Annotated in this window: 15 protein-coding genes and 1 pseudogene; 3 read left to right on the top strand and 13 right to left on the bottom strand. The window is 56.2% G+C overall.

Annotated features, from left to right (window positions below; genetic code table 11):
* Positions 1-4: 4 nt before the first annotated feature.
* The 10 genes from ABNS66_RS01385 to ABNS66_RS01340 form a co-directional block, all read right to left on the bottom strand.
* Positions 5-397: a SirB2 family protein gene (locus ABNS66_RS01385; protein WP_286839395.1), complete on the bottom strand. Its 393-nt coding sequence runs from the start codon at positions 395-397 to the stop codon at positions 5-7.
* 22 nt (positions 398-419) lie between these two features.
* Entirely contained in the window at positions 420-809 is a 390-nt protein-coding gene (locus ABNS66_RS01380) for a hypothetical protein (RefSeq protein WP_286839393.1), read from the bottom strand.
* A 149-nt stretch (positions 810-958) separates the two neighbouring features.
* Positions 959-1384, bottom strand: coding sequence for a hypothetical protein (locus ABNS66_RS01375; RefSeq protein WP_286839392.1), 426 nt, complete (start codon positions 1382-1384; stop codon positions 959-961).
* A gap of 95 nt (positions 1385-1479) precedes the next feature.
* Positions 1480-3846 carry a TonB-dependent receptor gene (locus ABNS66_RS01370; protein ID WP_286839391.1) on the bottom strand — a complete coding sequence of 789 codons (2367 nt, stop codon included), beginning with the start codon at positions 3844-3846 and terminating at the stop codon, positions 1480-1482.
* Positions 3847-3903: 57 nt separating this feature from the next.
* Positions 3904-4284 (bottom strand): hypothetical protein, encoded by a 381-nt coding sequence (locus ABNS66_RS01365; RefSeq protein WP_286839390.1) that lies wholly within the window; start codon positions 4282-4284, stop codon positions 3904-3906.
* On the bottom strand, positions 4274-4669 hold the full coding sequence (locus ABNS66_RS01360) for a nuclear transport factor 2 family protein (protein ID WP_051171351.1): 396 nt from the start codon (positions 4667-4669) through the stop codon (positions 4274-4276). Before ABNS66_RS01360 ends, ABNS66_RS01365 begins: the two co-directional genes overlap by 11 nt.
* A 10-nt stretch (positions 4670-4679) precedes the next feature.
* Positions 4680-4982: a 2Fe-2S iron-sulfur cluster-binding protein gene (locus tag ABNS66_RS01355; protein WP_286695366.1), complete on the bottom strand. Its 303-nt coding sequence runs from the start codon at positions 4980-4982 to the stop codon at positions 4680-4682.
* Positions 4982-5812 (bottom strand): enoyl-CoA hydratase-related protein, encoded by an 831-nt coding sequence (locus ABNS66_RS01350; RefSeq protein WP_286839387.1) that lies wholly within the window; start codon positions 5810-5812, stop codon positions 4982-4984. Before ABNS66_RS01350 ends, ABNS66_RS01355 begins: the two co-directional genes overlap by 1 nt.
* On the bottom strand, positions 5809-7068 hold the full coding sequence (locus ABNS66_RS01345; protein WP_286695364.1) for a cytochrome P450: 1260 nt from the start codon (positions 7066-7068) through the stop codon (positions 5809-5811). The genes ABNS66_RS01350 and ABNS66_RS01345 overlap by 4 nt, the downstream gene beginning before the upstream one ends.
* Positions 7065-8447, bottom strand: coding sequence for an aldehyde dehydrogenase family protein (locus ABNS66_RS01340; protein WP_286695363.1), 1383 nt, complete (start codon positions 8445-8447; stop codon positions 7065-7067). The genes ABNS66_RS01345 and ABNS66_RS01340 overlap by 4 nt, the downstream gene beginning before the upstream one ends.
* Before the next feature lie 176 nt (positions 8448-8623).
* On the opposite strand from ABNS66_RS01340, the gene ABNS66_RS01335 reads away from it, so the two are divergent.
* Both ABNS66_RS01335 and ABNS66_RS01330 read left to right on the top strand, forming a co-directional pair.
* Positions 8624-9139 (top strand): winged helix DNA-binding protein, encoded by a 516-nt coding sequence (locus tag ABNS66_RS01335; protein WP_286695362.1) that lies wholly within the window; start codon positions 8624-8626, stop codon positions 9137-9139.
* A 109-nt stretch (positions 9140-9248) separates the two neighbouring features.
* A complete protein-coding gene (locus ABNS66_RS01330; protein ID WP_286695361.1) occupies positions 9249-9659 on the top strand; it encodes a hypothetical protein in 411 nt (136 codons plus the stop codon).
* Here ABNS66_RS01330 and ABNS66_RS01325 read toward each other — a convergent pair.
* The 3 genes from ABNS66_RS01325 to ABNS66_RS01315 are packed head-to-tail and all read right to left on the bottom strand — an operon-like array spanning position 9643 to position 13085.
* Positions 9643-10017 (bottom strand): PaaI family thioesterase, encoded by a 375-nt coding sequence (locus ABNS66_RS01325; RefSeq protein ID WP_286695360.1) that lies wholly within the window; start codon positions 10015-10017, stop codon positions 9643-9645. The two genes, ABNS66_RS01330 and ABNS66_RS01325, sit on opposite strands and share 17 nt — an antisense overlap.
* A 15-nt stretch (positions 10018-10032) precedes the next feature.
* Entirely contained in the window at positions 10033-10491 is a 459-nt protein-coding gene (locus ABNS66_RS01320; protein ID WP_286839384.1) for a hypothetical protein, read from the bottom strand.
* Entirely contained in the window at positions 10488-13085 is a 2598-nt protein-coding gene (locus ABNS66_RS01315; RefSeq protein ID WP_286839382.1) for an ankyrin repeat domain-containing protein, read from the bottom strand. Before ABNS66_RS01315 ends, ABNS66_RS01320 begins: the two co-directional genes overlap by 4 nt.
* A 410-nt stretch (positions 13086-13495) precedes the next feature.
* Here ABNS66_RS01315 and ABNS66_RS01310 point away from each other — a divergent pair.
* Positions 13496-13689 (top strand): annotated as a pseudogene (locus tag ABNS66_RS01310) (hypothetical protein); the annotation flags it as partial.

The raw sequence follows: 13689 nt of genomic DNA, 5'->3' as shown, positions 1-13689 counted from the left end.
AGCGCTACCAGCGCAGCGCCAGGAACCCAAGTGGGTTATGGCTAAAGGCCACGCTGAGCATATAGAGAAAGACCAGCGCCGCCAACGCAGCGAAAACCACCTTTTGCGCAGGGCTGCGACCACGCTTTATCGCAACACTGCCCAGTACGATGTACAGCAGCAAGGCAGAGAGCTTTGCCGCCAGCCAGGGCGTTTGCTGCGGCCAGGCACTGAGCATAATCATCAGGCTGACACCCAGCGCCAACAGGCAGGTGTCGAGCACATGGGGCAACACCCGCACCCACCGCCGCTGCATCATAGGCGAGGCACGCAGTGACCATGTGGCGCGCAGCAAAAAGAATGCAAAGCTGCTCAGCGCCGCGCTGATGTGCAGCGCCTTGATCAATGAGTAATCCATATTGACTTGCCTTCCACGCAGCCTAGGGCTCCGCGGCCTCATAGTGTTGGCGGAAATGGCGCTTGGCGGCCAATTTATCGCTGGCGCATTTCAGCATTTGCGCGTCCGACTGGATGTCTTCGCACTCAGCGGGTGGTTGATACCACGCCGTAAACGCCGCCGTAAATGCCTGCTCGCGCTGCTGGGCTCGGCGCTGCATGTCGGTCAAACCCTCGGTTGCTTGGCTGGCATCCCCCCTGGGGCTTTGCACCAGCGCCTGGTGACGTACGCTTTTCTCGCCGCGTTGTTGGCCAGTTGGAGTGGGCGTTACCGCGCTGGGAGAGGTATCAGCGCCGCGCCCCAGGTAAAGCGCTGCCGCAGCAATGAGAGTGCCCGTAGCAATCAAGTAAGCTGTTTTTCGCGCAATGATCATTTGCCCACCCCGACACCGTGCTGCGGTTAGTGAAACGCAGAACGCACAGCGCCTCAATAGGCGTGACGGAGAAAATAGCAGGCAAAAAAAGGCCAGCGGGGTCAGCGCTGGCAAAGGTCACACTGGAGTGGAGGGGTGGTTATCGCCGCTTACAGCGGCGCGTTAACCAAGGGAATATCAAACGGAATAGCGAGATTGGGGCCAATGATGGTGCCGCCCTCAAAGAACAAATAGTTGGGTGTATTGCCGGGGTCAGTCATCAGCACATCCAACACTGGCACAAACTGGGCAGTGATGGGGCCGCCAAGGCCGCCCAGCGTATCCATAGGGCCGTTTTCATTAGTGAGCACTTCCATGCCCACACCGATTAACAGGTCCATGTTCTGCAAACCGCGTGGCAGCACGCCGGCATCGGTCAGCGGCATAATTACCGGATCGAGCGCAGACAGCGACGGCGCTCCGCCACCGATCGGCAAGATCGCCAACAGGCCCTGCTGCGCTTGGGCCGATGCGCTGACAACACACAGTGTGGCGCCAGCGAGCAAACCCGCAAGGTGAGTAGTTAACGTTTTCATAGCGATTCCTCTTGTTATTGGATGGTGGAAAAATCCGGGATGTGCAAGCAGGGATCCCGGCAAAACGCTAGTTGGGCACACGCCCTACAACATGCTTAGAACAAGGTGTCGAAGTCCCACTTCAGTTTCACGCCATAGGTTTTGGGTGGCGCCAGTGTTTCGGTGCGACCAAAGTCCTGCTGAATAATGGCTTGGGCATATTCTTTGTCTTTGGCGTTGCGAACAAAGCCGGTGATTTGAATGCCCAGTGGGTCGTAGAAATAAGACAGACGCGCATCCCACAGCTCGTACTGATCCTGCTCGTAGTGGGGAGAGTTTTGCGCGGTGGTGTTAAAGCCGCTGTTGAAGTAGTAATCCACGCCCACTTCAAAGGCACCCCAGTCGCCGGCGTGAATGAACTGGTTCAACGACAAGCTGGAGGTCAAACGCGGTGTGCGCACAATGCGGTTACCCGAGAAGTCGCGCGAGGTATCCCCTAGCAGACTGTCGGGGCCAAAGTACAAGCCGGTGTCGTCGTCAAAGCCCGCACCGTCTTTGTACTCGGTGTAGTACGCATCCAGGTAGGTCGCGCCACCGGTGATTACCAGCCCTTCATTCCAATTGGGCATTGGCTGCCACTGGAAGTCGACTTCGGCACCTTCAATCTCAGCGGTTCCCGCGTTGCGGAAACTTACAATACCGCCGGAAGGAATGGCCACCAAGGCGGTCAGCAGTCCCTCTGTTTTCGTTTTAAACACTGCGCCGTTCAAACGCAGCGCGCCATCGAGCAGGTCGGACTTAAAGCCGAGTTCAAAGGCGGTAACTTCTTCGCGCTCCACCGGGTTGGGGTTGGTGAAGAAGTTAACGATATTGTAAGTCGGGCTCTTATAGCCGCGCTGCGCCGAGGCGAAAATTTGTAGATTTTCAGTGGGGAAAAGCTGCACAGCCAAACGGGGCGACAAGGTTTTTTCTTCCAGATCGGGCGCGCTGAAATCCGCCAGGCGAATATTCTGCGACTGATCACCCGACTTGTAGTACTCGTTGGGGGGGTTACCCACCAGCGGGTTCACAACATCGAGATAGCTATTGGTAATACCGCGAGTCTCTTCCTGGTAGCGCACACCGGCGGTCAGGTTCAACCAGCTGGTGGTAAACCACGTCGCCTGCATATAGGCCGAGTTCGACTCGGTGGTCAGGATACCGCCATTACCCAGCACCACATCCGGGCTTTGGTTGATAATAGGGCCGAGGATTGGCTCGAGTAAATCAGGCAGTGGCAAGCCCACCAGGTTCGTCGCTAAGCCGAGTGGGTTAAGCGTTAGGTACAAGCTGCCGAAACCGCCCTCGCCTTCCAAACGGTACAAGCCCGCCACCCATTCAACATGCTCGGACAACCAGGTGTCTTCGTTAGAAAGCACCTGCAATTCGTAGGTTTTCTGATTGTTGAACTGGTCCGCGCTGTAGAAGTAGGCCTCCGACTTTTCGGTGGAGTCCAGGTCGTAGTGCGCCTCATCAACATCGGCGTAGTTTTCAGAGTAGATGAACTTCACATCAACCGGGCCCGGCAGCCACTCAAAAATACCGCCGTAAAGCTCGTTCATGGTGGAGTTACCACCGAGCTTGTTGTTGTGCCAAACACGGTCGCGCTCGTCGGGCTCGACACCGGCCAACAACACCGGCGATGGCCGCGTATTTTCCTGCGACAGTGAGTTACTGGTGAACTGGTTGCCGTAGGAACCGATCAGGGTGGCGTTAAAGGTGTCGCTGATATCCCAGCGAATTTTTACCCGCGCGCCTTCGGCAAACTCGTCGCGCATTGGTCCCGGCTCACCGAACACTTCGTTGCGGCCGTAGAGATCCTGATGACTTTTAAACAGCGATACCGTGGCACCGATATTGTCGGTAATCGGCATACCCATATACAACTGGTAGGACTCGGCATTGTAGTTACCGAACTCCGTTTTCAGGGTGCCGACAAACTCCTCCGGCGGATCTTCAGTCACGATGCTGATCGCACCACCCGTCGCGTTGCGACCAAACAGGGTGCCCTGTGGCCCCTTAAGTACCTCTACCCGCTGAACTGCGCCGAGGGTGTCTTGCTTACCCTGACTGGGGCCAATGTTAATACCGTCTATATAGGTAGCGATACTCGGGTCGGCATTGGGTAGAAAGGCGTCCGTCCCCACACCGCGCAGGTAAATAACCGTGTAGCCATAGGCGTAAGTAAAGGTCAGTCCCGGAGTGATTTTTTGCAGGTCGGCAGTAGCTTCTATACCGAAGGCATCGAGTTTATCTGCGCCGAAGGCGCTGATCATAATAGGAATGTCTTGCGAATCTTCTTCACGCTTTTGCGCCGTCACCATGACTTCTTCCAACAGGCGACTACCACGCGTTGTATTACCTTCAGCAGCCTGTGTTGATTGCGCGGCGGTAACCGCGGCGACCAACAGCGACAAGGCCAGTTTTCTGGGCTGTTGTTTCATTTTTCATTCACCCTAGTTATTTTTTTATCGTTAGTTATTTTGCAATTCGAACCGGTGCTAACGCCGGCGCAAACTACTTAGCAGTAACAGCAGTGCGCCTGCATCCATCAACGCCAACACAAGAAACAGCGGCGACAGTCCACACGCATAGGCGTAGAACAGCCACATGGCTGCCAGTGCCTTAACCAGTGCACTGCGAGCAACGACGATGCGACTATCGTCTATGCTCAGGCGCAAATAACTTAATCCAAATCCCAGTACGCCCATCAAACCAACAAAAGCATTGATTGCCAGTGCCGAATTACCCTGATAGACCTCGGTATTACCGAAGGAAAATATCAGCGTCAGTAGCTGCGCGTTCACCCATGGCGCAGCAAGCACAAGAAACAGACCTAAGTCAGCGTGGTAAACCAGGCGATGGCGGTTTTCAAAGCTCACGAAATGCCTCCTGAGCAACCGCCGTATTCATAAAGTCGCGGAAGTGTTTCCACTTGCCGTCCTGCAAATGAATAACGTGAACGAAGGGGGATTTTATCTCGCGACCGTCGCGCTTCGTGGTTAAACGCAGCTTACCCACCACGACAACGTGATCCCCTTCACAGATAAACTGGTCGGCGTCGAACACATGAATATCCACCGACGAAAGCACTGTATCGAAGAAGCCGCGACACTCAGCCAAACCCTCATAGTGACCGGCATAGGGAATCACTTCCGGGCCGTAGAAATCGATGACACACTGCTCGTGCAGCAACTCGACAATGCCGTCGACATCGTGAGCGCCAAAGCGCGCAAAGATTTCCTGGGTGACCTCAAGATTATTCATTATTATCTCCTTATTCAGCGGGGGCGATTTCAATATTTAGCTCGTTAATGTCTTGCGCTGCTTCCAGCTGGCACAGTAGTCGGCTGTTTTCACGGTAGTGAATCAGGCCTTCCAATACTTCTTGTTCGGCGTCCTGCACGGGTGCAACGGCGTCTGGCTTATCGACATACACGTGGCAGGTGGCACAGGAACAACAGCCGCCACACAGGGCGTCGATCTTCATTTGCGATGACAGCTCGTCAAACAACTCCTGAAAATCTTCCACCAGGTATTCGGCGCTCTGCTGCTGGCGATCTTTTACTTCTATTCTCATTACTCAAGCTCTCCGTACAGCGGGCGGTAGCTCATTGGCTGGCGTTGACGCTGGGCATCAATGGCTTCGCTAATTTCACTGCTGGTGTACATACCGGCATTCCAGGTGGCAGACATCGCCAGCGATGACGAGAAGTGCATATCGCGACCTTCTATCAAGGTGCGCTTCACACCACTCAAGGCCAGCGGCGACAGGTTTAATAAACGCTGTGCCATTGCCTGCGCGGTGGCGTCCAATTCCTCGGGGGCGCTAGGTGCGGCACTCAGCAATTGCAATTGCTTGGCTTCGGCGGCGTCGATACGTTCGCCGGTCAGCGATAGGCGCGCCGATGCCGATTCACCACAGAGGTAGGTCAGGCGCTGGATAGTGCCCAGGTCGCACATAATGCCGATGTTGGTTTCATGGATAGAAAAGAACGCGCTGCTGTCGGCCAGGCGCAGATCGCAGGCCGCGAATATCGCCAGCGAGCCACCAATACATGCGCCGCGCGCCACACCAATAACCGGCATCGGCAAAGCTTCGAGACGGCTGATAACCGCCTGCAAATAGAGCACCTTTTCTCGTACCCAATGGTTGTAGCGGGCGGGATCATCGCCTTTGCTCACATTGAGTTCGGCGAGGTAATCCACATTCATACCACCGCCAAAATGGCGGCCCTCGGCATCGAGTATCAGCACTCGGCAGTCGCGATCTTGCTTGAGCTCACGCAACAAGGCGTCAAGCTCCTGCCAGAACAAGCGGTTATAGGCATTGCCCTTGCACTGGGTATCCAGCGTGAGGCGGTAGAGACCGCCCTCAGTGCTCAGGGAAAAATTCTGCCAGTCGCTCATGCCTCGGCCTCCGTGAGCAAGCGCACAGGTAATGAAGCGAATCCGTAGGCCAATAAACCGCCGGACTGACGGCGAGAGTCATCCAATGAGCCACCAATGCCCGCGCAGGTATCCAGCAGTGTGTTGAGCAGAATTTCGCCCTCTACCCGTGCCAGCGGCGCACCCAGGCAGTGGTGAATACCGCGGCCAAAGGTCAGGTGACGGGAAATATTGGGGCGGTTGATAATGAATTTTTCAGGCTCGGGGAACATGCTTTCATCGTGGTTGGCCGCGGCCATAAAGAAAGCGATCCACTCACCGGCCTTAATTGGCTGCCCGGCAATTTCGCAGTCTTCTTTCACCACGCGGAACAGACGCTGCGGCGGGCCATCGCGACGCAGGCATTCCTCCATAAACGGACGAATTAAGCTGCGATCCTGCTTGAGCTTATCGAACCATGACTTGTCTTCCAGCAGCACGCCCATCAGGTTGCCGAGGAAGTAGGTAGTGGTTTCTGCACCGGCCACAACCAGCGTAATGCAGAACAACACCACTTCGTCTTTGGTCAGCACATCGCCATCGCATTCGGCGCGAATAAAGGCCGACATCAAATCATCCGGCACCTCTTCACCGTTGGCGATCGCGCGATCGCGCAGTTCGACCTTATTCACAAAGTAGTGGAACAGCTCTTCGTTACAGGCCAGGCGCTGCTCGGGGGTAAAGTCTGACGACACCATAAAGGCATTGGCCCAGTTGACGAGCTTTTTGTAGTCTTCTCTCGGCAGGCCGAACAGATAGGTCATAACCAGTGCGGGGATGACACCGGCGACGGCTTCCATATAGTCGACTTCTTTGCCCTGAATACCGCCAATGATTCCGGCGACATCGTCGCGCAGACGATCGACGATATCGTCGTGAATGCGTTTCGGCGTGAAGGCCGCCTTGGCCAGATTACGCAGTGAGGTATGGCGTGGTCGGTCGTGATTCACCAGCATCAAGCTCGGGGCGCTGGAGTTTGCCTGCATTGGGTCTTCTGATGAAAACAGGTCGGCGTTTTTCAATACAAAATCGACGTCGTTATAACGGGTCACCACCCAGGCCGGAAACGGTGTATCCACACCCGGTACCGTGCCGGGAGGGAAGTCTCGCAAACCAAATACCAAGCCCAGCTCGCGAAGTTGCTTGTAAACCGGATAGGGGTTTTGGATACATTCAGGCGACAACATATTGTCGAGAATGTCGGCCGCATTTTGCGGCGCAGCAGTGATAGCGCTCATAGCCACCTCATCATCTTATTTATTGTTGAGAAAAGGCCGGTAAATGGCGGTGTCACCATTGCAGCCACATCGAGAATTGGCGCGTGGAACTCTGCGCGCGCATGGGAGAATTCGCGGAAACCGTCAATGCCCCGGTAACGACCCATTCCGGAGTTGCCGACACCGCCAAATGGCAGATCGTCGTTGGCGTACTGAAACACCACATCGTTTTTTACCAGCGCGCCGGAGCGGGTCGATTCGCGCAACTGGGTAAATTCATCGTTGCTGCGGCCAAAGTAGTAAGACACCAGGGGCGATTCCCGATGCCGAAGGTCATCTACCATGTCGCTAAAGTCGTCGTGGGTATTCACCAACAGCACGGGGCCAAAAATTTCCTCACGCTGGATCAGCGCATCTTCGCCGGGGTTTACCACCAGGGTCAGCGCATAGGGGGAGCCATCTACCGCCAGATGGTGAATGCTGCCGCCGTAGAACTCGGCATCTTCGCAAAGCCGCTGCAGGCGCTGGCGGTGGTTGTCGTTGATCACCTGCACAGCATCGCGGCCGGTATTACTGTCCATCGCGTCCAGCGCGCGGCGCAGCTCGGCAATAAGGCGCGGCAATTGCTCCTCGGTGATCATCAGATAGTCGGGGGCAATGCACACCTGCCCGGCATTGAAAAACTTACCGAAGATGAGTTTTTCCGCGAGCTCACTCAAGTTGGTGCCGCGCCCGGCAATCACCGGTGACTTACCGCCCAGCTCCAAGGTAAGTGGCGTTAACTTTTCGGATGCATCGCGCATTATCGATTTGGCAATGCGTTCGCCGCCGGTGTAGATCAAGTGATTAAAAGGCAGGTTAACGAAAGCGCGGGCCAGCTCGGCATCGCCGCAGGCGACATTGACTTCCTGGGGCGAAAACCATTTCTCAACCCCTTCGCGCAGCACCTCAGCGCAGCGCGGGGTGAGCTCCGAGGGCTTGATAAAGGCAACGTTGCCCGCGGCCAATGCACTCACCAGCGGCGACAGCGCCAGGTTCACCGGAAAATTCCAGGGGCTAACAATGCCCACCACGCCCTTGGGCTGAAAGTGAACGCGTGCGCGGCCACCGCCCATGCGCAAGCTCAAATCCGCCGCGCGACGCTGTGGCTGCATCCAAAAACCAAGGTTATCCAGCGCATGATTCACCGACTTGATGGTTGTGGTGATATCGGCAAAGCGCGTCTGGTCTGCTGAGCGATAGCCAAAGTCTTCCGACAGGGCCTCGCAAAAGCGGGTCTCGTTCTCTAACAAAAGTTGCTTTAGGCGACGCAAGCGATCTCGGCGTTGTGCCGCGCAGGGGTGTGGCAAAGCCAGGGCCCCTTCGCGCAGGCCAGCGAAAGCCTGGTTAAGCGAAGACATATCCACCTGAATATCCGTCTCTGTTTGTTATTGTTGTGGTGATATTATTTTCTTTTGGAAATAGTGTCAACTGGACACTATTAATTATTTAATAATATTTCTATTGGTTATTATTCTTGACAAAAATTGTTTCCAGGAAGAGAATGCCCTTATAAATCAGCATGTTGGAGGTCAACTTGGACAAGGAATGGCAAAAATTTGAAGATGTGCCAGCCAACAGCAGCAATGCACCGAGGATGTTTTTGGATTATTTCTATCCGATTCACTTCTCTATAGGCATGCGAATTGAAGCGGGCCTAATGAGCTGTGGCCAGCTGGATAGACACCAAACCGTGATTATGTGGATTCTGCGTTCAGAGATGCAGCGCAGCGGTAAGCAGTCGATCAATCGCAAGGAAATTGTGCGGCTGATGACCAACTGGTATGACATTACCAGCAGCAGTGTGTCCAAGGCTCTTCGCGCACTCGCGAAAGCCCCCTTGGAGTATATTGAGCTAACCGAAGACCCCAACTCCGGTCGCGAAAAGCTGATTACCATGACCCCGGCGGGCAAGCAGCACTGCGAGGATATGATCGCCAGTGCCTGCGAGGTGATTCGCAATATCACCGACAACTTCAACGATGACGAGAACCGCATGGGCGTGTATATGTTTATGCGAATGGATGAAGAGTTCTCCAAGGTAAGAACCTAGGGCCTGTTCACACGCACTGAATGGCTCCAGCCCGCCGGCTTGCGGCGAAAAATCTTCCCAACGCGATACGCCGTATGACTAGGTTTAACCGCCAAGGTTTGGAGAGATCGTGTTTACCATTGCCTGCCGCACACTACTGCCCAGCTGGGGGCTTCTCGGCGCGGCAGCCTGTTTGTGGATGCCCTCAGACTCCCTACTCGCGATCACGCCTTGGGTATGCGGCGTATTGCTCAGCCTGATCGGCCTGGTGCTGGCGGTGGCCATCAAGCCCTACTTCCGCAGCCGTTCTTTATTCCACAAACCCTATACCACCGTCGCCATCGCCGCCGCGCTGGCGCCCATCGCGGCCGTGGCCTTTGCGATAAATGTGCAGGCAACCCTCTCCCAACACGCCATTCGCGACATCGCGGTGTTGGTGTGGCTGCTGAGTTCACTCGGCCTGGTACTGTCTACGCTGGTGGCCCGGTTGCTGTGGGCCGTACACCCTGGGCGCGCGGGGAATTTCAGCGGCGGGGAATAATGGCGAAGTTGCCGTTGGCCTGCGCCAATAGCTTATCGCCGCAGTAGAGTCGCGACTCAAGGTTAGCAAGGCTGCGCCCACGATTAACCATTTCCGTTACACAACGCACGGTGCCTGCCGTTGCTGGGCGAAAGTAGTTAATTTTGATCTCGACGGTGGCGCAGTACTCGTCTGCCGCCAAACCGGGGTATACCGCGGCCCCCATGCCGGTGTCGGCCAGCGCATACAGCACGGCGCCGTGCACCACCTGATGGGGGTTCATGTGACGGGCGGGGTCCAGAGTCAGTTCACATTCGCTGTATCCGTCGCGCTGCTCCAGCACCTGCAAGCCGATATGTTCTGCAAAGGGGTGTTCCATTACCGCGTGCTCCCGTTAAAGCGGCCCGTTCATGTGTCGAGCCAGGTAGTCCTCAACGCTGCCCGCCGGGTTTGCCAATACCGTGTCCACCCAGGCGTCGCGCTCAAAGGCCATCAGTTTCATATCCCACACACAGGCGATTAAACCCGAGGGCGTGGTATAACGAAAGGCCGTTGGGTCTTCCAGTGGTGCCACGTACACATGGTGGTGAAGCTCATTTTCATCGGCCCACCAATCAACGAAGACAAAGTGCGCCGTTTTACCCTGATGAACGCCGACATAACCCACGTGATAGTGAGCACTAACATCGGCGCTCTCTGCCAGCCTATCTGCAGTTAGCTGTTTTGCTGCGCGCAACAACTGCGGCTGGATTGGCGCGTCGCCATAGCGAATGCCGTAGGCCTTCATGCGCCAATCCCCAAGCCGCCATGTCTCCAGATACTGACAGTCGCGGGGTTCATAAGGGGCAATCATTGGTGGGAGACCTCAAAGCCAACCACTCGGCCCTGCTTGTAGAGGGTTTTCGCGGTTTCCGCGTCGAAGCAGGCGGTGCGTGTTCCGCCCTGATAACCGCAGATGAAGCTGTCCCAGTCGGGGCTGCTGGCGGTGCCAGAAAAAGACACCTGGCCCGCACGAGGGATCGCGGGGTCGATTTCCACATAACCAAAGGCATCGCCATTTTGGATTTTCAGCCATAGGGTGAAGTCGCTCGGCAGGCAGTCATCTTCTGCGCCGCCCTTCTGCCATTTGTAGTCGCCTTTCACCAAGGGCTCACCAAAGAAGTGGCTCACCTCGTAGGCCACCTTCAACGAGGCCACTTGGCACGCGCCAACAGAGAAGTTCTGCTTGGTCAGTGTTCCCTCACAATCACAATTCGCCTTCTCTGCGGTATTCATGCGGCCGCTGTTAATACTGCCCGAGCGCGGTTTAGGTCGCGCCGCTTCTGCCGCGCGCTTGGCGGCCTCACGCTCGCGTGCCTGCGCGGCCTCCTGCTGTTGCTGGGCTTGCTGTTGGGCTTGTTGCTCGCGGCGGCGCTGCTCCGCTTCGCGGCGTGCCTGCTCTGCCGCGCGGGCAGCTTCCTGGCGCGCTACTGAGGCTTCTCGTTGGCGTTGTTCATACGCCGCTTTTTGCTCGGCGTACTGGGCCTGCTTCATCGCGATTTGCGCTCGCTGTTCTTCCTGGCGACGCTTTTGTTCGGCGTTATAGGCCGCAACCTGCTGTTGAATCTCGCGATTCTGCTGCTCAAGTTGCACGCGGGTTTCTGCCAAACGGCGCAGCGCGGGGTCTTTAATTTGGTAAGTGCCCTGAGCAACCTGCTGCTGCATTTGCGCCAGGCGCGTGCCCTTGCCGTCGTCTACCCAAATATCACCAACGGCCGCCCCCATCACATCCAGCGAGTTTTCGATGGGAATATCGGCACTGCCGGCAATGGCGCCAATCGCCACCGTGGCGAAGATTTTGCCGAACATATCGCCGCTGTTAGACTTTTTATAGGAGTTAGTCTGGCCACCGTACTGCTGAATATAGGCCGTGGTATTTTTGTAACCGTGGCGCATGGCAATATCCAGCGCCGACTCATTGTCTTTGTCGCGCAGGTTGGGATTGGCACCTAAGGAAAGCAGGGTTTTTACGGTGTCGTAGTAACCGTTGTCAGCGGCAATATGCAACGCGTAATAGCCGTCACAGCGCGCGTTAACATCGGCGCCCGCCACCACCAGCATCTTGATAATATCGCCTGCGGCCTTCTTACCGGACTTCGCCGCAAAGTAAACCGCTGTCGAACCCCGCTTACTTCGTTGATTCACATCGGCACCGGCCGCCACCAACTCACGAACCACGTCGGTATGGCCTTTTTCCGCTGCCGTTTGCAGGGGGCTCCAGTCGCCTTTGCCATTGCGTGTATCAGTATTCGCACCCGCCGCCAGCAGAAGTCGAACCACTTCTGCATAGCCTTCATAGCTGGCCAAATAAAGCGGCGTGAAGCCTTCCGTATCGGCTAGCTCGACATTTGCCCCAGCCGCCAGCAGGCGTTTTACCGGGCCAATGTGGCCGTTGTTTGCCGCATTGAATAAGGCGGTCTCAAATTCGTTGTCATTGCCCAGGTTCACATCGGCGCCCGCCGCCAATAACAGGCCGACCTGCTCGTCGCGGTTCCAGCCCGCAGCGAGATACAGGGCGCTGTAATCGTCGGGGGTTTTCTTATCCGCCTCGGCACCTGCCAGCAACAGCGACTCAACAACTCCTGCATCCGCGCCCTGACGTGCCGCTCGTGTCAGCGGCGTCCACTTGCCGCTGATATTGGGGTCGCTACCGGCAGCCAGCAACATATCCACCACCTTTTGCTGCTCACTGTGCAAAAAGGCTTCATTAACACCGTTTACACCGCGATGAGAGGCGGCCACCGGGCCGAGGCGGGTCGCACTCTGCCAGCCACTTTTTTGGTTCCAGTTGCGGCGTTCAACACCGAAGTACAGCGCGTTGTAACCGGCCACAACGCCATTGCTCACGGCCTCAACATCGGCGCCGCGCACCAGCAGCAAGCGCACCAATTCGCTGTACTTGTTATGGGCGGCCAACATCAGGGGGGTATAGCCAGTCACCTGCACGTCGGGGTCGGCACCGGCATCCATCAGCTGGCGCGCGGCCTCGACATTATTCATGCTCACCGCGGCCCACAGCGGCGTTTTACCAAATGCATTGGCCTGATTGGGGTCGCCACCACTGCGCAGCAGAGCCGCCACCATGTCAGCACTATTGGCACTGGCACCTGCGGCCGCAATCAGGGCATTTTCCTGGCTTTCTCCCATTTCCACATTGGGGTTCGCACCGGCATCAAGTAAACGCGTCACGACCGCCAATCGGCCGCTTTGTGCAGCGCGGTGCAGGGCGGTGTAGCCCATGCCATCGCGCTCATCGACCGCACCACCCTCGGCAAGGTAGCTGTCGATAAAAGCCATATCGCCCTGGTTTGCAGCGGTGGTGTAGTCCGAGAAGCTGGCACAGGCAGAGAGCAGTGCACAGCAAAGGGCGAGTAAGCCTTTGGAGAACAAAGTATTTATGCGAGTCATGGTGGCTCCCAGAGAAAGTTTTCAGCGGCGCGGATCATCTTAGCAGCGCTCAACGGCAGATGAATCCCCAATTTAGAGGGCGGCCCAACAAGCGTTTGGTAAACTCGCGGCCCCTCGGCTCTGTTCACAGCCGCTATTGATAGATCCTATTCACAGACCCTATTCACAGACCCTATTCACAGACCCTATTGATAGACCCGGCCACTCCCCTCATAAGCAAGCAATACCCATACCCGATCTGAGAAATGTCACCTCCCTCTTTTCTTTAGACATGTTATAACATATCATTTTTACCCAATTACTCACTGGCAGAACCCATTTTGTTTGTCCGTCGTCGCAGAACACCACGGCGAAAACAACGGGTGACGGCAATAGGCTGATAGGCGTGACCACCGCGGAGGCGCGACAATATGGCTATCCCACTGCAAACATCGATGCCCGAGGTGTACACCGTCGCCGGTGACAGCGCGGAAATCTTCGGCGATATCTACCGGGCCGACGTCAATATGGCGGTTTGGCAGCGCGCCGTTAGCCCGGCGCTTAACGCCGAGTGCGACGCCTTATTAAAAGAAGGCCGCTTTCGCGGCTGCAGTCTCTCTTTGCC

Origin of the sequence: uncultured Spongiibacter sp., assembly GCF_964011655.1 — a bacterium.
Classification (GTDB): domain Bacteria; phylum Pseudomonadota; class Gammaproteobacteria; order Pseudomonadales; family Spongiibacteraceae; genus Spongiibacter; species Spongiibacter marinus.
This window is presented reverse-complemented; position numbering and strand designations above follow the sequence as displayed.